The 19,190-nt window shown below is 58.0% G+C and carries 17 protein-coding genes; 12 read left to right on the plus strand and 5 right to left on the minus strand.

Annotated elements, in window-relative coordinates:
- Positions 1-124: 124 nt before the first annotated feature.
- The 6 genes from VGM18_11910 to VGM18_11935 all read left to right on the plus strand — a co-directional run bounded on the left by VGM18_11910 (position 125) and on the right by VGM18_11935 (position 7,053).
- Positions 125-574 carry a nuclear transport factor 2 family protein gene (locus VGM18_11910; GenBank protein ID HEY3973703.1) on the plus strand — a complete coding sequence of 150 codons (450 nt, stop codon included), beginning with the start codon at positions 125-127 and terminating at the stop codon, positions 572-574.
- A gap of 131 nt (positions 575-705) precedes the next feature.
- Positions 706-1,167: a nuclear transport factor 2 family protein gene (locus VGM18_11915; GenBank protein ID HEY3973704.1), complete on the plus strand. Its 462-nt coding sequence runs from the start codon at positions 706-708 to the stop codon at positions 1,165-1,167.
- 301 nt (positions 1,168-1,468) lie between these two features.
- Positions 1,469-2,902, plus strand: a complete 1,434-nt coding sequence (gene trmFO, locus VGM18_11920) for a methylenetetrahydrofolate--tRNA-(uracil(54)-C(5))-methyltransferase (FADH(2)-oxidizing) TrmFO (GenBank protein ID HEY3973705.1) — start codon at positions 1,469-1,471, stop codon at positions 2,900-2,902.
- Between the two features lie 288 nt (positions 2,903-3,190).
- On the plus strand, positions 3,191-4,378 hold the full coding sequence (locus VGM18_11925; protein HEY3973706.1) for an ABC transporter permease: 1,188 nt from the start codon (positions 3,191-3,193) through the stop codon (positions 4,376-4,378).
- A gap of 107 nt (positions 4,379-4,485) precedes the next feature.
- Positions 4,486-5,742 carry an ABC transporter permease gene (locus tag VGM18_11930; GenBank protein HEY3973707.1) on the plus strand — a complete coding sequence of 419 codons (1,257 nt, stop codon included), beginning with the start codon at positions 4,486-4,488 and terminating at the stop codon, positions 5,740-5,742.
- Positions 5,743-5,943: 201 nt separating this feature from the next.
- Positions 5,944-7,053, plus strand: coding sequence for a hypothetical protein (locus tag VGM18_11935; protein ID HEY3973708.1), 1,110 nt, complete (start codon positions 5,944-5,946; stop codon positions 7,051-7,053).
- A gap of 92 nt (positions 7,054-7,145) precedes the next feature.
- On the opposite strand, the gene VGM18_11940 is transcribed toward VGM18_11935, so the two are convergent.
- Complete coding sequence (locus tag VGM18_11940; protein ID HEY3973709.1) at positions 7,146-7,937, minus strand: hypothetical protein; 792 nt, start codon at positions 7,935-7,937, stop codon at positions 7,146-7,148.
- A 390-nt stretch (positions 7,938-8,327) separates the two neighbouring features.
- Between VGM18_11940 and VGM18_11945 the strand changes: the two genes are divergently transcribed.
- Positions 8,328-8,771 (plus strand): biopolymer transporter ExbD, encoded by a 444-nt coding sequence (locus tag VGM18_11945; protein ID HEY3973710.1) that lies wholly within the window; start codon positions 8,328-8,330, stop codon positions 8,769-8,771.
- Positions 8,772-8,900: 129 nt separating this feature from the next.
- Here VGM18_11945 and der read toward each other — a convergent pair whose 3' ends face one another.
- Positions 8,901-10,412: a ribosome biogenesis GTPase Der gene (gene der / locus VGM18_11950; protein HEY3973711.1), complete on the minus strand. Its 1,512-nt coding sequence runs from the start codon at positions 10,410-10,412 to the stop codon at positions 8,901-8,903.
- 175 nt (positions 10,413-10,587) lie between these two features.
- On the opposite strand from der, the gene VGM18_11955 reads away from it, so the two are divergent.
- A complete protein-coding gene (locus VGM18_11955) occupies positions 10,588-12,720 on the plus strand; it encodes an ATP-dependent DNA helicase (protein ID HEY3973712.1) in 2,133 nt (710 codons plus the stop codon).
- 25 nt (positions 12,721-12,745) lie between these two features.
- Here VGM18_11955 and VGM18_11960 read toward each other — a convergent pair whose 3' ends face one another.
- The 3 genes from VGM18_11960 to VGM18_11970 all read right to left on the minus strand — a co-directional run bounded on the left by VGM18_11960 (position 12,746) and on the right by VGM18_11970 (position 15,437).
- On the minus strand, positions 12,746-13,141 hold the full coding sequence (locus tag VGM18_11960; protein HEY3973713.1) for a type II toxin-antitoxin system VapC family toxin: 396 nt from the start codon (positions 13,139-13,141) through the stop codon (positions 12,746-12,748).
- Positions 13,138-13,398: an AbrB/MazE/SpoVT family DNA-binding domain-containing protein gene (locus VGM18_11965; protein HEY3973714.1), complete on the minus strand. Its 261-nt coding sequence runs from the start codon at positions 13,396-13,398 to the stop codon at positions 13,138-13,140. Before VGM18_11965 ends, VGM18_11960 begins: the two co-directional genes overlap by 4 nt.
- Positions 13,399-13,481: 83 nt before the next feature.
- Positions 13,482-15,437, minus strand: a complete 1,956-nt coding sequence (locus VGM18_11970) for a CocE/NonD family hydrolase (protein HEY3973715.1) — start codon at positions 15,435-15,437, stop codon at positions 13,482-13,484.
- 119 nt (positions 15,438-15,556) lie between these two features.
- Between VGM18_11970 and queD the strand changes: the two genes are divergently transcribed.
- The 4 genes from queD to VGM18_11990 all read left to right on the plus strand — a co-directional run bounded on the left by queD (position 15,557) and on the right by VGM18_11990 (position 19,121).
- The gene (queD, locus tag VGM18_11975) at positions 15,557-15,973 is read left to right on the plus strand and encodes a 6-carboxytetrahydropterin synthase QueD (protein ID HEY3973716.1); all 417 of its coding nucleotides are present in this window, start codon (positions 15,557-15,559) and stop codon (positions 15,971-15,973) included.
- A gap of 454 nt (positions 15,974-16,427) precedes the next feature.
- Positions 16,428-17,111, plus strand: coding sequence for a radical SAM protein (locus VGM18_11980; protein ID HEY3973717.1), 684 nt, complete (start codon positions 16,428-16,430; stop codon positions 17,109-17,111).
- A 113-nt stretch (positions 17,112-17,224) separates the two neighbouring features.
- Positions 17,225-17,902 (plus strand): 7-cyano-7-deazaguanine synthase QueC, encoded by a 678-nt coding sequence (gene queC, locus VGM18_11985; GenBank protein HEY3973718.1) that lies wholly within the window; start codon positions 17,225-17,227, stop codon positions 17,900-17,902.
- 70 nt (positions 17,903-17,972) lie between these two features.
- Positions 17,973-19,121: a tetratricopeptide repeat protein gene (locus tag VGM18_11990; GenBank protein HEY3973719.1), complete on the plus strand. Its 1,149-nt coding sequence runs from the start codon at positions 17,973-17,975 to the stop codon at positions 19,119-19,121.
- The last annotated feature ends 69 nt before the right edge of the window (positions 19,122-19,190 follow it).

The following is a 19,190-nucleotide window of genomic DNA, read 5'->3' on the forward strand; positions in this document are numbered from 1 at the left end:
CATCGGGGGGCAGGGATCCCTTCGAGTTTCGCTCGGAAGGATAGGGCGGCGAAAACAAGCGAAACTGCCCCAATGCCACGAAGTCGCATTCAAGCGGGAAAGATCGATTGCCGATGTACCCCACATGAAAACCCATGCGGCACTGTTCATGTGGATGATGTTTGTCGGGACGGCGGTGACCCCGCTGCGGGCGCAAGTCATTGACGAAGCGGCAACCCGAAGCAAAATCCTGGCCCTCGAACATGCCTGGGACCGGGCGGTCGAGTCCAACGACCTGAAAGGACTGGATTCCCTATTCGACAACGCGCTGGTGTATATCACCCAGGACGGCACGTTGTTGACGAAAGCGGATTTTCTTTTGAGCGTGAGAGCCATGCGTCTGGAGAAGGTGGTGACGGAGTCGATGAGCGTGCAGGTGTTCGGGGATACTGCGATCGTGACCGGAGTCTACCGATCGAGCGAATTCAAGAATGGCAAGCTGATCCTGCGGCGCGGTCGTTTTCTCAACACATGGGTGTACAAGGATGGATCGTGGATCTGCGTCGCGGCCGAGGACACGCCGATGGTGCAGTAAAAGGGGCGCTTTTCGCACCCGCCACGCGGTTGCGGAATTCGGCCGGCCCGCGGAATAGAAACAAACACTTGTCCCCTCGCAGGCGTGCCGTTAGAGTGCAGTTATTGCTAGCTTCACCCCGAGGCAAGAGCATGAAACGGAGCGCCACTTTCGTCATCTTAGGCTGCATCTGTATTGCGGCCTGCGCTGCGGCGCAAAGCGAGAGCGAGGCGGCCGCGAAGTCGAAGATCGTCGCGCTGGAGCAGTTATGGAATCAGGCGTACAAGTCGGGCGACACGAGAGCGCTGGATTCCATTCTGGACGATGCGATCGTGCTGGTAAACGATGACGGCTCGGTGCAAACCAAGTCGGAATTTCTGGCGAGCGTGAAGACGGCTGCTCCTGAACCCAGTGCCCAGCAGCAACAAGTGCCTCCGGAATCATTCAAAGTAAATGTTTATGGGAATGTGGCTATCGCGACCGGAGTGATGAAGGTGAAAGGCGTGGAGAACGGCAAGTCGTATACTCGGCGCGAACGTTTTGTCGATACCTGGCTGTTCAAGCGCGGGAACTGGGTGTGCGTGGGCACCGACGCGACGCCGGTTCTGCACTGAGTTCTCCCTAAAACATTCCGACACATTCTGGCCTTGATCTGCGTGGAATTACACTAGAAATAGTATCTGAAAAAACGGACGAAGACGGTAGCCATGCTATTTGTCTGTTTGCGAATTTGTCTTTTTCCGAGCCAGGGCGCAGGGGCTGACAAGGGTCATCTCAATTGCCGGACGTCGTCGAAATACTGGAGAGGAACGGGTGGGTTCACTCGCCGTGAAAGTTCGGCGAAAGTCCCCACTTCTCGCAAAGGAGGCGAGAAATGGGGCACCCGCGGTTCGTCGACATTTCAATAGTGATTCCATGAGGAACAAGATTCGCATTATCGGGGCCGGACTGGCGGGGTCGGAGGCGGCGTGGCAGTGTGCGCGGCGCGGGCTCGAGGTGGAGTTGTTGGAGATGCGGCCGGTACGGACGACGCCGGCGCATCAGACGGCGGATTTTGCGGAGCTGGTGTGCTCGAATTCGCTGAAGTCGGATAGTGAGAACACAGCTCCGTGGCTGCTGAAAGAGGAGATGCGGCGGGCAGGATCGCTCCTGCTGGAGATTGCGCGAGCGTGCGCGGTGCCGGCGGGGCATGCGTTGGCAGTGGATCGGGTGGCGTTTGCGGCGCGGGTGACGGAGGCGATCGGGCGCGAGCGGCGGATCACGGTTCGGCGGGAGGAAGTTACCGCGATTGAAGAGGCGGGGGAGATCACGATTATTGCTACTGGGCCACTGACTTCGGAGGTGCTGGCGGCGGAGATTGGGCGGCTGAGCCGAGGACCGCAAGACCCCACTTCGCGCGCAGAGAGCGCGCGAGAAATGGGGCACCCGGCTCCAGATAATCCCGATCCACAGCAGCTGGTTCCGCACCCGCAAGAGAGTGCGCATCTTTACTTCTACGATTCGATTAGTCCGATTGTGGAGGCGGACTCGATTGATATGGGGCGCGTATATTTGGCGGCGCGCTATGACAAGGGGTCGGCGGATTACATTAACTGTCCGATGACGGCGGAGGAATATGGAGTGTTTTACGATGCGCTGCTGGCGGCGCAATCGGTGGAGGAGCGGGATTGGGAGAAGTTGAATTATTTTGAGAGCTGTCTGCCGATTGAGGAGATTGCGCGGCGCGGACGGGATACGCTGCGCTTTGGTCCGATGAAGCCGGTGGGATTGATTAATCCGCGGACAGGCAGGATGCCGTATGCGGTGGTGCAGTTGCGGCAGGAAAATCTGCGGGCGGATTCATACAACCTGGTGGGATTTCAGAATCATTTGAAGTTTGGCGAGCAGGCGCGGGTGCTGCGGCTGATTCCGGGTTTGGAGAATGCGCGGTTTCTGCGCTATGGGCAGATTCATCGCAATACGTACATCAATTCGCCGACGCTGTTGCGCGAGACGCTGCAGATGAAGGTGCATCCTCGGGTTTTCTTTGCCGGGCAGATTTGCGGGGTGGAGGGATATGTGGAGTCGATTGCCACCGGATTGTTGGCTGGGATGCATGCTTCGGCGTTGGCTTCGGACGTCGAAATCGGGCCTGCGCCGCGGGCTTCGGCGTTTGGATCGCTGACGCATTATGTGACGCATGCAGATGCGAAGAATTTTCAGCCGGCGAATATCACGTTTGATTTGCTGCCGGCGCTGGAGAGGAAGATTCGCGACCGGAAGGAGCGGCATCGGGTGCAGTGTGAGATGGCTTTGCGGGCGTTTGACCGGTGGTTTTCCGATGTGGGAGCGGCGGCCGTGAAGATCTGAAGTCAGAGCATCGCCGAGCTTCGCTCGGCGGACGGACGAATGCGTCCGTCCCCACGCAAACAAGTGCAAGGTAAGAACTACCGCGCTTCGCTTTGGGGGACGGGCGAGGCGCCTGCCCTCCACGAATTCTCTGCAACAAAAAGATGCTCGCTTTCGTATTAACTACAAGAGGCTTGGGGATTACCTTCTCTTTCGGGCTGCGTCCAACTTAGTGTTATGACCGTTCGGGATCTTATTTTCGATGTGCTTCGAACCTTGTGGGCGCATAAATTGCGGGCTTTTTTGACCATGTTCGGAATTGCATGGGGGATTGTTTCGATTGTGCTGATGGTGGCGGCGGGCGAGGGGTTGCGGAAGGGTCAGGAAGCGCAGGCGCGGAACCTGGGCAAGGACGTGATGATCGTGTTTCATGGCCGCACCAGCCTACAGGCGGGTGGAACCCATGCTGGGCGCGTGGTTCACTGGGAGGACCAGGATGTGCCGGTAGTGCAGGCGGAGTCTCCCGATTGCGAGTATGCGATTCCGGAGCTGGAGCAGGACACGGTGCGCGTGCACTCTAATTTCAATAATGCGGCGTTCACGGTGACAGGATCGCACCCACCGTTTGGTTATATTCGCAGCCTCGATGTGGGCGCGGGAAGGTTCTATGACTGGGATGATATGCGCGAGGGCAGGCGGGTGGCATTTCTGGGGTCGGATGCCGCCAAGCAGTTGTTCCCCGGGCGCAATCCGGTGGGCGATACGATTTATCTGAATGATTTTCCGTATAACGTGATTGGCGTGATGGCGAAGAAGAAGCAGGATTCCAGCTATGACGGCTGGGATGTGAATAAAGTTTTCGTGCCGTTTGCCGCGATGCGACGCGATTTTCCGGATAAGCCTCCCGGGACCGACACGACGTTCGATCAATTGCTGGTGACGCCGAAATCGGTGGGGCAGCATGAGGCTTGCAAGCATGAAGTGCGCGCGGCGCTGGCACGGATGCATCGCTACGATCCGCGCGATAAGGAGGCGTGTCCGATCTGGGATACGGTGCAGGAGGCGCAGGCGTTCAAGACGATGACGGATGGGATGAAATTTTTTCTGGGCGCAGTCGGGATTGTGACGCTGCTGCTGGGCGGAATCGGTGTGATGAACGTGATGCTGGTGGCGGTGCGGGAGCGGACGCGGGAGATTGGCGTGCGGAAAGCGATTGGCGCTCCGGCGGGCACGATCCTGCGGCAGTTTTTTATTGAGGCGCTGATCATTGCGCTGCTGAGCGGCGGGATTGGGCTGGGCGTGGCGTTCGGATTTTGCGCGCTCGTGAATATGTTGCCGATGCCGGACTTTTTTGCCGGGCTGATTCCGAGTTGGACGTCGGGGCTGGTTGCGGCTGGGCTGCTGGGAGCGATTGCGGTAGGAGCGGCGCTGTATCCGGCGCGGAAGGCGGCGTCGATTGATCCGATTGAGGCGTTGCGATATGAGGCGGGAGGATAGGGATCATTGTGTAATTTTGTAATTTGGTAATTGAGTAATTGAAAACACCGGACATCGAGTTTTCAATTCCCCAATTACTCAATTTCACAATTACTCGATTCTCTTTCATGCTGATTGAAATCATTCTCGAGGCCTGGGTCGCGCTGAAGCGGAATGTTACCCGCAGCTTTCTTACCATGCTGGGGGTCGTGTGGGGGATCGCGACGGTGACGCTGCTGATTGCGTATGGCAACAGCTTTCGCAGCGTGCTGGTGCATGGGTTCGACGCGTTCGGCAAGGGCGCGGTGATCTGCTGGCCACAGCAGACGAGCGAGCAGCCGGGCGGGCAGCGGGCGGGAAAAAAAGTTGTGCTGGAACAGGCCGATCTCGACATGGTGAAGCAGACGGCACCGCTCGTGAAGCATGTTTGCCTGGAAACAGTGCGGCGGCCGGGAATTGCTTATGGCGACCGCATGGTCGGGACGGCGCCGGTGCGAGGAGTTTGTCCGGAATACGGCGAGATGCGGAACGAGGTGCCGTCGGAAGGGCGATGGATTGACGCCGAGGATGAGATGGAACGGCGGCGGGTGATTTTTCTGGGCGGACGGTTAAAGGAAGAATTATTCAGCGGGCGGCCGGCGGTGGGTGAGACGGTGCAGGTCGCGGGCGTACGCTTCACAGTGATTGGCGTGATGGCGCGGAAGATTCAGCTCAGCAATTATTTTTCCAGCGACGACGAATCATCGTGGATTCCTTATTCGTCGGCGGGCGATTTGTGGAACACCCGCTATGCGGCGGTGATGGTGTTTGAGCCGATCGCGCCGCAATTTGAAAAGAAAGCTATGGCGCAGGTTCTGGCGGCGGTGGCGACACGGCAGAATTTTTCGCCGACCGATCCGAAAGCGTTCCAGATGTTTGGGCGCGACGAATTTCGGCCGGTGATCGATGCGCTGACGATCGGGCTGCAGGTGCTGCTGACTTTTATTGGCACGCTGACTTTGGGGATCGGCGGGGTCGGCGTGATGAACATCATGCTCGTATCGGTGGACGAGCGCATTCGCGAGATTGGACTCAGGCGTGCGCTGGGGGCGCGCAAGCGTCACATCAAGCTGCAGTTTTTGGCGGAGACGCTGCTGATCATGCTGATCGGCGGCGCGATCGGCGTGTTGTTGTCGTACGTGATCGCCTGGTCGGTGGGGACGTTGCCGATGATGGGACCGTTGTTCGAGGACGATTCCGGGCAGGGCGATATTCATCTGAAGATTTCGCTGATGACGGTATTTTTATCGGGCGCGGTGTTGCTGGTGGTGGGCGTGGTCAGCGGATTGGTGCCGGCGCTGCGGGCGTCGAAGCTGGACCCGGTGGAGGCGCTGCGGTATGAGTAGCGCCTAGCGGCCGGACGGCCAGGGCTAAAGCCCCGCATCGCTTTTAACGCATGACGCGGCCCTAAAGGGCCGCTCTTCCACGAGAAACCGTTCTTCCACAAAGGGCCGCTCTTCCACGAATTGATTTGCACCGCATCTTCGTTCGCAGTACCTTGGTTCGCAGTAATTTGCTGCTGGGGCAATTTCGCCCCGAGGTGCTGCTTGCCGATTTCCGCCATCGATACCATCACGCTTGCCTTTCAACACACCAGGCAACAACTCATACAACCATTTCGCTTTGGGCAGTGGACCCGTCTGGCGTTGGTGGGGTTGCTGGCGGGAGAGATGGGATCGGGCGGGTTTAACTTTCCTTCCAATTTCAATATTCCGCAACAAGGCGGATCGTCGCGCCATTTCGTGAATCCTCTTACAGATCGGTTTCCGCAGATCGATCCCGCAATTCTGGCGGGAGTGATTGCGACGCTCGTCGTAACCGGCTTTATCCTGGCGATCGTGCTGCTGTACGTGAGCAGCGTGATGCGGTTCATTCTGTTCGATAGCGTGCTGGCGAAGGACTGCCATATTCGGCAGGGCTGGAGCCGCAGGACGGGCCCGGGCTGGCGATATTTTTGGTGGCAACTGGGTTACATGATGGTCGTGCTCGGGGGACTGGCAGTGTTCGTGGGTATTCCCGCGGCCTTTGCCTACGCCTTGGGGTGGTTTAGCCAGCCTGGGGAGCACGCTCTAGGACTGGTGCTGGGCGGGATTGCGTTGTTCTTCGTAATGTTCGCTGTCTTCGTGGTGACGGCGGTGGTGCATGTGCTGACCAAAGATTTTGTGGTGCCGCAGATGGCGCTGGAGGGAATTGGAGCCATCGAGGGGTGGCGACGTTTGTGGCCGATGATCAAGGCGGAGAAGGGCGGCTACGCCGGGTACATTGGGATGAAGATCGCACTGGCGATCGGGGCAGGGATCGTAATTGGCATCGCGTCGTTGATTCTGGGATTGATCATTGCGATTCCGACCGTGGCCTTGACGCTGGTTGCGGTGCTCACCGGGAAAAGCGTTGGACTGACCTGGAATGTTTTTACCATTACGGTGGCGGTGGTGGTGGGAAGCATTCTGTTCGCGGCTTTCATGTATTTGGTCGGGCTGATTGCGGTGCCGGCGATCGTTTTCTTCCCGGCGTATTCGATTTATTTCTTTGCGGCGAGGTATCGACCGCTGGGGATGGTTTTGTATCCGCCCTCGGCGGCGGCAGGGCCGGCTTCGGAGGGCGGGCCTCCGCCGGAACCACCGCCACTGTCACTCACTCCTGAACCGATTGGGTAGTGCCGCACCTCGCTGCGCTCGGCGGGACGGACGAATGCGTCCGTCCCCACATGGGTCGTCCCTAGATGGCGGCGTTTTCTCACACTTCCCTTCTATTTCTTTCCGTGGGGCCAACTGAAGCGGCGGCCTATTATGCATTTGACGATCAAGTGATCGGTGGAACGCGTGGTACCGACACCGACGCCGAAGTTGAACTCCCATTGGGGGGCGAAGTTGATGTCGATCGCTGGGACGAATTGCTGCTGCTGATCGCGGAGCGGGTCGAATCCTGCGAGTGAGCCGTAGGCGGCGTAGTACTCCAGCCCGCCGGCAATTTTCTTCGTGAAGTCGTAACTGACTTTTGCGTTAGGGGAAAACTCGACGCCTTTGTTGACGCTGGGGCCGTGAAACGAGCGGTCCAGCGCGGGATTGAAGCTCAAGTACCAGGGGCCGATTTTCTTGTCGATGATGGGACGGATTTCCCACGTCCAGGTATCGGGCGAGAAAGCGGCGCGCTGGTAACCGAATTCCGTCGACAAACTCACACCGACTGGCCAGTGCCACTTCTCCGGGGCGCGGACGCGCGGGCGAATGTGATCGCCAACCCATTGCCAGCCGCCGTCCGGTTGAATGCTGGAGAAGAGATAGAAACCGACTTCCGCCCAATCGTTGATGCCCTGCGTGAGTTCGAGCGTTTCGTGCTCAGCGTGATTGGTCGGGAGCATGCCGTCAATGACGGTCTTGCTGCCGTCGACGGTGAAGTTCGAATGAATTTCGATCATGGTAGAGCGCGGGGCCTGGGTCTCGGAGCCATAGACCTGGATTTCGTAGTTGTCCTGGGCGCGGACGAAGGGCGCGAGGAGGCTCAAGAGTGCGAGGAGCGCAAGTCGCGGCGTGAGAGTCATGGCACTATGGATTGCGCAGGGATGGCGGCTCATGCGACCACTGCATCAATGATGCAGGGGGACGATGGAAAGTGGCAAGGAAACGGTCGTTCGATCCCTCATGTTCTATTACTCCCGATCTTCGTCTATTACTCCCGATCTTCGTCATTCCCCGTTTTTTTCATTCCCCATTTTTTGTCGCTTCCGATCCTCGGCCTTGTCATTTTCGAGCGAACCGAGAAACCTGCTGTTTTGCTGCTTCCGGCAGACAGCAGGTTCCTCGTCGCCTTCGCTCCTCGGAATGACAAATCTTCGAAACTCCTTCGGCCCAATGAGCGCGAACAGCAGGAACTCTCGCGGTGCGGCGGTGTCTGATGTTGCAGACGTGCGTGGCCGAGAGGAGCAATCGCGATGGCATTTGCAATGGGAGGCGCCGGTGCGCGCGGGCCGCAGATTAATGTTACGCCGCTGATTGATGTGTTGCTGACATTGATCATCATGTTCATGCTGGTGGTGTCGATGGACAAGGAGTATCAGGAGAAGACGCAGATTCCGCAGCCGAATCAGAAGCAGACGGCGCCGGAAACGCAGTCGCGGACGATTGTGATTGAGGTGATCTGGACAGCGAAGGATGTTCCGCCGACGGTGAAGATCAACAAGGAAGACGTGCGCTGGGAGGATCTGGATGTGCGGCTGGCGCAGATTTATTTGAAGCGTGCGGAGAAGGTGGCGTTCGTCCGTGGCGATGCGGATGTGGATTTTCAGTATGTGGCGGATGTGATCGATCGGGCGCATCATGCGGGAGTGCAGCGGGTGGGGTTGCTGACGAAGGGGCAGGCGATGGCAGGCGAGTGAATCGACATTAGATTTCGGCAGCGCCTCGACTTTCCGCTCGCTGCGCTTGCTGGACGGACGAAGGCGTCCGTCCCCACATGGGCTGTGCCAACATGGTCGTTGTCGGCTTCCCGCTGTTTCCTGCTTCTTCTACTTTGATTCTCTGGCTTTGTTCTTAATCCAGATGGGGGTGCCGAGGAAGCCGAAGGCTTCTCGGATTTGGTTTTCGAGGAAGCGCTGGTAGGAGAAATGGAGTTTCACGGCTCGGTTGGTGAAGAGGACGAAGGTGGGAGGAGCGACGGAGGCTTGCGTCATGTAGAGGATTTTCACTCGCTGGCGCATGGGGACGGAGGCTCGTTCGAAATCCACGCGTTCGAGGAATCGATTCATCTGGCCGGTGGTGACGCGCTTGCGACGTTCGGTGGCGACTTCTTCGAGCAGAGGGAAGATTTTCTCGGTGCCCTTGCCGCTTTGCGCGGAGATGAAGACGATGGGCGCGTAGTTCAGGAATTTTAGTTCGTAGCGCAGGCGTTCTTCGTAGGCGTCGCGGTCGCCGGGGCGTTTGGATTCGCGCATGCGTTCGGCTTTGGTGGGGCGCGACGGTTTGTCTTTTCCGCTAATTACTAAATCCCATTTGTTGACGACGATGATGATGGAGCGTCCGCCCTCGTGCGCGAGCCCGGCGATGGAGGCGTCGAGCTGGCTGACGCCTTCGGTGGCATCGATGACGAGCAGGGCGATGTCGGCGCCTTCGAGATGCTTGCGGGCCATGACGACGGAAAGTTTTTCAGCCATCAAATGCGTCTTGCCTTTACGGCGGATGCCGGCGGTGTCTATGAAGCGGAAGCGGCGTCCGTTGTGCTCGACGATTTCGTCGACGGCGTCGCGCGTGGTGCCGGGGATGGGCGAGACGATGGCGCGATCGGAGGCGGTGAGGCAGTTGAGGAGGGTGGATTTGCCGACGTTGGGATGGCCGATGATAGCGACTTTGGTTTCGTGGGCGGACGATGGCGCGTCGTCGTCGGTCGTTGGTCGTTGGTCGTCGGAACCGTCGTTGGTCGTTGGTCGTTGGTCGTTGGCCTCTGTGCGCTCTGTGTCTTCGGCGGTTAAGTTTTCTGCAGGGAGGGCTTCGACCACCGCGTCCAGCAGGTCGTCGATGCCGCGGCCGTGTTCGGCGGAGATGGGGAACATCTTTTTCACGCCGAGGCGGTGGAAATCGTTGATCAGGTTAGATTGTTTTTCGGTGTCGACTTTGTTCACAGCTACGAATAGCGGGCGGTTGGCTTTGCGGAGCAGACGGACGAGTTCGAGGTCGGGGCCGGCGAGTTCGGTGCGTCCGTCGACGACCATGACGATGGCGGCGGCTTCGTCGAGCGCGACGCGGGCCTGACGGTAGATTTCAGATGGGATCAGATCTTTTTCTTCCGGCAGGATGCCGCCGGTGTCGACGATGCGCAGGTGGCGACCTTCCCATTCGGCATCGCCGTAAAGGCGGTCGCGGGTGATGCCGGGCTCGTCGCCGACGATGGCGCGGCGGGAACCTACGATGCGGTTGAAGAGCGTGGACTTACCCACGTTGGGGCGTCCGACAATGGCGATTGTGGGAATGCCGGCGGCGGTAGTGGCGATGGTGCTGGTCGAGTTGTAGGTGGGTTGGGTCAAAATAACTTTATGTGGTGAAAAGATTGTGTCGAGACAGCCGTCCCCGACTGTCCTTGCTGTGGCAAGACCCCAATGGTTCCCGTATTTGTGGAGGGGCTGCCGACTCTTCGAGTCGGCTGGACAGCCGAGGGCGGCTGTCCCCACATGAACTGGGAAGTTCTATTATAGAGACTCCTTGGCTTCTACAACTTCAAATCGGACGGAGCAGCGTGGGGAAGATGCGACGTTGCATCAATTTTTTGGGCCTGGTGGAGTGCTGTCGCGGACGCATCCAGCGTATGAATTTCGGCGCGGGCAATTGCAAATGGCGCAGGCGGTCGAGCAGGCGCTGGGGGAAAAGCGGCACCTGATCGTGGAAGCGGGCACGGGCACGGGGAAAACCTTGGCCTATCTGATGCCGGTGATCCGGTCGGGGAAGCGGGTCATCATTTCGACCGGGACGAAGAATCTGCAGGAACAACTGTTTTACAAAGACTTGCCGTTCCTGGAGGAAGCGCTGTTCGGAGACGCTGCCGGCGAACAGCAGGTTTCTCGTTCCGCTCGAAATGACAAAGAAAATATTCGAAATGACAAAGAGAGTGCAGGCGTCAAACGGAGCACGGGCCGGCTTTCGGTTTGCTATATGAAGGGGCGCAGCAATTATTTGTGCCGCAAGAAATTGTATGACCTGACGGATCAGGCGGTGCTGAGCGGGTTGGAGGAGATTGAGCAATATCGCGCCATCGCTGCCTGGGAGAAGGCGACTTCGACCGGCGATCGCGCCGAATTGGCCGAACTGCCCGAGGCTAGCCTGCTCTGGCACAAGCTGGACGCGCGGGCCGACGCTTGCACTGGGCAGAAGTGCAGCGAGTTTGAGCGCTGCTTCATCACCGAGATGCGACGCAAAGCGATGGAGAGCGACATCATTATCGTCAACCATCATCTTTTTTTTGCGGATCTTGCCATCAAATTGCAGGCCGACGGTGCGCCCGATGCGGGCGTCTTGCCGGAGGCGGCGGCGGTGATTTTTGATGAAGCTCATGAACTGGAAGATGTCGCGGGAAATTACTTCGGCATCTCGGTGAGCAATCTGCGGATGGAGGAGTTGGCGCGGGATGTCGAGATCTCGATGCAGCGCAATCAGATGCTGTCGGCATCGCTTAGCGGGGCGCTGGGGAGTTTGCGGGAGCGCTCGCAATTTTTCTTTTCGTTGCTTCCGGCCGGTGAGGGACGGTTTGCGTTCGATACGCGGCGCGAGTTTCTGGAGGAGAATGGGGACGAATTTGGGGCGCTGAATCATGCGTTGACGCGGCTTGCCGGGGAACTGGAAGGTTTGCCGCAGAAACCGGAAGAAGTTTTCAACTTCGTGCGCAGGGCGCAGGAGATTCAGGCGCAGTTGGGATTTGCGATGGAGGCGGAAGATCGCAATACGGTTTTTTGGATTGAGCGGCGAGGTAGAACATTTTCACTACGGAGTCAGCGAGGCACAGAAAAGGCTGCGGAAAACGCACACGGTCGACAGAATGTTTTTTTGCAGGCGACACCGATTGATGTTGGTCCTATCTTGCGGGAATGCCTGTGGTCGAAGCTGGAGTGCGCCGTCCTGACTTCGGCGACGCTGGCGGTGGGCGGTGGCTTCGAATATATTCGTCAGCGGCTCGGGTTTGAACATGCCCGCGAGTTGGTGCTGCCTTCGCACTTCGATTATCAGAGTCAGGCGGTGCTTTATGTGCCCCCGGATTTGCCCGATCCGCGTGCGCCGCAATTCACTGCCGTTGCAGCCGAGCGCATTCGCCGGTTGCTGGAGATCACGCGCGGACGGGCGTTCGTGCTGTTCACGAGCTACGCGCAGATGAATGACATTTATCAGCGGCTGCTGGGGGAAGTGGGGTTTCCTCTGTTGAAACAGGGGGACGCGCCGAAGAGCTCGCTGCTCGATGAGTTTCGGCTGACGCCGAATGCGGTGTTGTTCGCGACGTCTTCATTTTGGCAGGGAGTGGATGTGCAAGGGGAACAGTTGAGTTGCGTGATCATCGATCGGCTGCCGTTTGCGGTGCCGAGCGATCCGGTGGTGGCGGCGCGGGTGAAGGCGATCGATGCTGACGGGGGGAACGCGTTCTTTCAGTATCAGGTGCCGTCGGCGGTCATCACGCTGAAGCAGGGTTTCGGGCGGCTGATCCGGTCGCTGCATGACCGCGGACTGCTGGTGCTGCTGGACAATCGCATACTGAAGAAGCAGTATGGGAAAGTGTTTGTGGAGAGCCTGCCGAACTATAAGAGGACGACGGATGTGAAAGTGGTGGAGGAGTTTTTCGGGGTGGGAACGTAGCTAGGTGGACGAAGCCAATCTGCAATCACCTGAGCAATCGCATGCCCGCATCGGTTGCCGCAACCTTATCGAATGTAAATGTCCGCTCGCAGCCGGCAGCATTCGCACAGCGTTCGACTAAGTAATCCGCGAAATCGGCGCGTCCGGCAGAAAATTGGCGCAAGGCCTGCCGCACCAAATCGGTGCGCTCCACCACAAGTGTCTTGGCTCGCAAGAGCGACTCGAGCACGCTTACGATCTCGTCACGTGTGGAACTGTACGACGTCTGCAGGACCCATGCCAGTTCGGCGACGACAACCAGGGCAATGAAACCCGGCTCTTCCGCCGAGAGCGACTCGATCAACTTTGTGGCCGTTCGAGTTTGCGCCGGATCATCCTGGGTCACGTATCGGACGATGATGTTCGTGTCCAAACCGGTCATCGCTTCGAGCGCCCATTTGATTGAGACGCGGCCCAGGCGACGGCGGCGTTCATTTCCTCAATCGATACGGGCTTGCGGCCTTTCTTGTAGAGCATCCCCTTCAGGTCCCGCACGGACCCCGTGACCGGAACGATCTCGAACTTGCGCGGCTCCGTCTGTACGAATTCGATGCGATCGCCCGGCTCGAGCCCAAGTTTCTCGCGGACCTGTACCGGGATGGTGATTTGCCCTTTGGAAGTGATGGTTGCGGATGCCATAATTCCTTACTCCTTGACGGATTCCTTACATTATAGTAAGGAATTTGCCATTTAGTCAACCCATGACTTCCGCTTCTTGTTGCCTATTTCTCTTCTTCTGCCATTTCGGGCCCGGCTATTACTCCGACCATCATTCCCGACGGCTCCGCTTTCGTGTGATAGACGCGCTCGGTGGCTTTCACGAAGTCCGCGGGCTTGGCATCGGGGATGTTGACGAAGGTTTGCGGGTTCCGGTCGGTGAGGGGAAACCAGGAACTTTGCAACTGCACCATGATGCGATGGCCGCGGCGGAAGGTGTGGTTGACGTCCTGCATAGTGAAATTGATCTCTTCGACTTTGCCGGGAGTGAAGGGGTCGGGCTTTTCGAAGCTGTGGCGGAATTTTCCGCGGAAGGGCTCGCCGCGGACTAATTGCTGATAACCGCCCATCGTGAACGACGGTGCGCCCACGTCTTTGCGCGGTTTATCGCGATCTTCAGGACGCGGCGCGTCCTGCTTACTATCAGGATAATCCGTCGGATAGACGTCGATCAGCTTTACGTCCCAGTCGGAGTCGGTGCCACTGGTGGAAACGAAAAGGCGCGGCGAGATCGGACCGGCGATAGTTATATCTTCCTGCAGAACGGGCGTCTGATAAACAACGACATCGGTGCGACGGTCGGCGAAGCGCTGGTCCGAGAGCATGTATTCCTGGGGAACATTGAGCGCGGCGTAACTTACGAACGGCACGGGCTTGGCTGGATCGCTCACATATTCGTCGAACGAGGCCGATTCAGTGGGCGGTTTGAACGAAAGATCACCATTGGCGTGGAGGTAGAGAGTTTTCGGCTCGGCATTTTTCGGAGGCCAGGCGGAATATTGCCGCCACACATTCGTGCCGGTTTCAAAGACATAGGCCTTCGGAAGTTTGGCGTCGCCGTTGCCTTTGAGGTGCTGCTCGAAGAAGGGGAAGAGAATGTTCTTGCGATAATACTCGCCGGTGTTCGAAGCAAAGTCGACGCGGCCAAGATGCTCGCCGTCGTAGCGGGCCCAGCCGCCATGAACCCATGGGCCGATCACGAGCGCGTTGAAAATGCCGGAATTATTTTTATCGATGGCATGAAAGGTTGAGAAGGGGCCTTGCAGATCTTCGGCATCAAACCATCCGCCGACGGTGAGGACGGCGCAATGAATGTTCTTCATGTGCGGCGCGAGATTGCGCGCCTTCCAGTAGTCGTCATAGGTGTCGTGCTTCACCTGGTCGTCCCAGAGAGCGCTCTTGCCCTCGAGATATTTTTGTAGACTCGCTAACGGACCGGCGTTTAAATAAAATTCGTAGGCGTCTTTCGTTCCCCAGTCGAAAGGGACGAAGGTTTTCGGCGGGAGCTGGGGATTTTCCTGCGGCTTGAACGAGCTGTAGAAGCCGAAATTCGCGGCCAGCATGAAGGCGCCGCCGTGGTAGGCGTCGTCGCCCATGAAGAGGTCGGTCATAGGAGCCTGCGGCGATGCGGCTTTCAGCGCGGGATGCGAGTCGATGATGCTGGCGGAGGTGAAAAAGCCGGGGTACGAGATTCCCCAGATCCCGGCATTACCGTTGTTGTTGGGAACATTCTTGAGCAGCCAGTCGATGCTGTCGTAAAGATCGGTGCTGTCGTCGACATCCTGTTTGGACTTCTTGTTGTCGATGTGCGGGCGCATCTCGACGAAAGTACCCTCCGACATGTAGCGGCCGCGCACATCCTGAAATACGAAGATGTATCCTGCCTTGTCGAACTCAGGGGATGGGCCAAGCTGCGTGCGGTAGAGGTCGACGCCGTACGGTCCGACACTGTAAGGGGTGCGGTTGATCAGGAACGGGTAGGTGCGAGAACTATCTTTGGGAACGTAGACGGAGGTAAACAAATGGACGCCGTCGCGCATGGCGATGCGATATTCGTACTTCGTGTAGTGTTCCTTGGCTTCGTAGTCGGGGGCTGTGGCGTCCGGCCGATTTTGCGCAAAAAGACTGGCCGTCAGCGCCAGGGCAAACAGGAATGCGAGAGGGGACTTGCGCGGCAGCATGCGTGCTCCTTGGGATTAAACGAGGAATAGGCAAGCTACATTTCCTTGGGGCGTGAGTCAAGCGGCGCCCGCTTCGAGTCCGGCGGTACAATGGAGCATTGGGCATAGAGCAAAGTAGCGTGGCCGGCCCTGAATCGCGGCCCGGCTGCTGGGGGATCATGTTCGAAGTCACGGTGGAAGACACTTTCGCGGCGGGGCATTACCTGCGCAATTACAAGGGCAAGTGCGAGAATCCGCACGGCCACAACTATAAGATACGGGTGACGCTCGCCGGGGCCGAGTTGGACAAAGCTGGTCTGCTGCTCGACTTCAAAGATCTGCGCGAGGTGATGAAGCACGTGATTGAGCGTCTCGACCACCAGATGATCAATGAGATTGAGCCCTTCACTGTGATCAATCCGTCGGCGGAAAATTTGGCAAAGTATTTCTACGATGAGTCGAACACGCGGCTGCAAAGCGTGACTGGCGGGCGGGTGTGGGTGAAGGACGTGACGGTTTTCGAGACGGATACGACGACCGCGAAATACAGTGAGTAATCAGTCGCCAGCCCCCAGTTGCCAGTGAAGATACAGCAGGGAAGGATCTAGCGCTTGGGGCGATCTTACAAGGACCTGTTTGCCCGGCAGAAATCGATGGAGCTTGTAACGGCGCGAGCGACAGCCACCTTTCCGAAAGATGAGCTATTTGGAATTACCTCACAGGTGCGCCGCGCCGCCGCGTCTATTCCGAGCAACATTGCTGAGGGGCAGGGCAGACTGTCGGAAAAGGAGTTCCGATATTTTCTGGGGCAGGGGAGAGGTTCTCTGATGGAAATCGAAACGCAACTCCCAGATCGCAGAGAATCTCGGCTACTTGCAAAAGGAAACCACCAGCAAGCTGTTGGAGTTGTGCGGCGAAGTCGGTCGCATCGTTAACGGACTCTTGCCCTCGGTCTCTAAGCAAGCGGGAGCCTGAGGCGGGGGGCTGGCAACTGGAGGCTGGCAGCTGTTCATGCAGATCACTGAGATTTATAAATCATTGCAGGGGGAGTCGACGTACGCGGGGCTGTCGTGCGTTTTTGTGCGGTTGACAGGGTGCAATCTGCGGTGTTCCTGGTGCGACAGCGAGTACACCTTTCAGGGCGGTCGCAAGATGGAGATGGAAGCGGTGCTCGCCGAGGTTTCGCGGCTGAGTCCGGGCGGAGGGCTAGTAGAGATAACCGGCGGCGAGCCTATGCTGCAAGAGCGGGAAGTGGTTCCGCTGATGCAGCGGCTTCTGGATAACGGATATCAGGTTCTGCTGGAAACGAGCGGAGAGCGGCCGCTGGCGCGGGTTCCGGCGGGCGTTGTCAAGATCGTCGACGTGAAGTGTCCGAACTCGGGCGAGGGTGATACGTTTTGCATGGAAAACGTGGAGACGCTATCGCCCCGAGATGAAGTCAAGTTCGTGCTGAGCAGCCGGACGGATTACGACTTTGCGCGGAAGTTCACCCAGCGGCATCATCTTGCGGAGCGCGTGAATGCGGTCCTATTCTCGCCCGCATTCCGCAAAGACGCGACCGGCGGGCGCGACAGCTCGCATTGCCTGCTCGATCCGCGGGAATTGGCAGAGTGGATGATTGCGGACGATGTGCCGGCGCGGCTGGGATTGCAGTTGCATAAGTTCATATGGGACCCGGCATTGAAAGGAGTCTAGGAAGAAATTGTTGATTGACGATTTTTTGATTGTCGATTAAAAACCGCAAGGCCTCGGAGCCTTTTTCGAATCAACAATCAAAAATCGACAATCATCAATGGCGATTTCACAGGATGGCTCCTTCTACTCAATCTCGCGCCGTGGTTCTGCTCAGCGGAGGCATGGACTCTTGCGTGTGCGCCGCTTTGGCGGTACGGGACTACGAGGTTGCCGCGGTGCACATCAGCTATGGCCAGCGCACCGAGGAGCGGGAGCGACAGTCGTTTCTGGCCATCTGCCAGCGGCTGAAGATTGCAGATAAACTTATGGTGCGAAACGAGGCCTTGCGTGCGATTGGCGGTTCGGCGCTGACCGACGATGCCATCGACGTGCCTGCGGCCGGCGAAGTTGGGCATAGCGTCCCGGTCACGTACGTGCCCTTCCGCAACGCACACTTCCTGGCGGTCGCGGTGAGCTGGGCGGAGGTGCTGGGCGCGGAAAAGGTGTACATTGGCGCTGTTGAACCGGATAGCTCGGGCTATCCCGATTGCCGTCCGGCTTATTACAAGGCGTTCAATGAAGTGGCGAGAACCGGCACGAAGGACGGACGGATCGAAATTGTGACTCCACTGATCGCCATGCGCAAAGCCGAGATTGTGCGCCTCGGCCTTGAACTGGGTGCGCCGTTCGATTTAACTTGGTCATGTTACAGCCGCCAGGATCGGGCTTGCGGTAAGTGTGACAGCTGCGCGTTGCGCCTGCGTGCCTTCGCGGCGGCGGGAGTGCAGGATCCAATTCCGTACGCGGACTAGAGGGGTGGTTGGGAAGATCTTGATGCTTTCGAGAAGTGGCCAGCAAAATTCGGATTTGCCGGGAGGCAAGATGAAAAAATATTTTGGAATTCTTCTATTCGCAATACTGGCGCTGGGACTGTGCGTACCTCCCGTCTTCGCCCAGGCTTCGGGGTCGGTGAAAGGCGTCGTCAAAGATGCGCAGGGCAACCCGATCGTTGACGGAATCGTGGTCTACGCCAATATGGATAACGGTCAGAAGTACGTCCTTAAGACCAACAAGAAAGGTGAATATTTCTCGCTGGGGCTGACGCCCGGCAAGTACAACATCACGATTTATAAGAACGCGGACGATCAGAAAGCGGGCAAGGAACTGGATCATCTCAACGGGTTCCCGGTGAACACCAGTGAAAATGTTCAGGACTTCGATCTGAAGAAAGATCAGGAAGATGCCGCCAAGGGCAAGGGTGTTTCCGCCGAGCAGATGAAGCAAATGCAGGAGGCGCAAGCTAAACAGACCAAGGAAGTGAACACAGTCAAAGCGTTGAACGAAAAGCTCACCGCGGCCAAAACGGCCGCCGACGCAGGCGACTACGAAACGGCGATCGCTGCGCTCACCGAAGCTACACAGATGGATGCGAGCCGCGACGTGATCTGGTTCAAGCTCGGCGATTACTATCGAATGTCGGCGCCCAAACAAACGGATCCGGCAGAAAAACAGAAGCGCCTGGATTCGGCTGTCGAGGCTTATCAGAAGGCCGTCGACATTAAGAAGAACACGACGAACGACAAGGATCCGAAGGCCGTCTCGAACCTGGCTGCCTACTACAACAACCTGGCGGACGCTTACGCCAAAGCGAAAAAAATCGATGATGCCGTAAAGACCTATGAACTGGCGGCGCAGACCGACCCGGCCGCGGCGGCGCAGGCTTACTTCAATATCGGGGCCGTCCTCACGAATGCCGGCAGGCCGGACGAGGCCAATGCCGCCTTCGATAAATGCATTGCCGCCGATCCCAACCGGGCGGAAGCTTATTATCAGAAAGGCATAAATTTGCTGGCGAAGGCCACGCTGCAGGGCGACAAGCAGGTTGCGGCGCCGGGAACCGTCGAAGCTTTCCAGAAGTATCTGGAGCTTGCGCCGACCGGGCCGAATGCCCAGAGTGCGAAGGACTTGTTGGCGAGCCTCGGTTCGTCGGTGGAAACCACCTTCGGGAAGAAGAAAACTCCGAAGAAATAGTTACTTAGGTATCCATTTTTCGCATGCAAGTTTGCAAGAGGCGGCTCAATTCGAGCCGCCCTTTTTGCA

Source organism: Candidatus Sulfotelmatobacter sp. (assembly GCA_036500765.1).
Taxonomy (GTDB): Bacteria; Acidobacteriota; Terriglobia; order Terriglobales; family Acidobacteriaceae; genus Sulfotelmatobacter.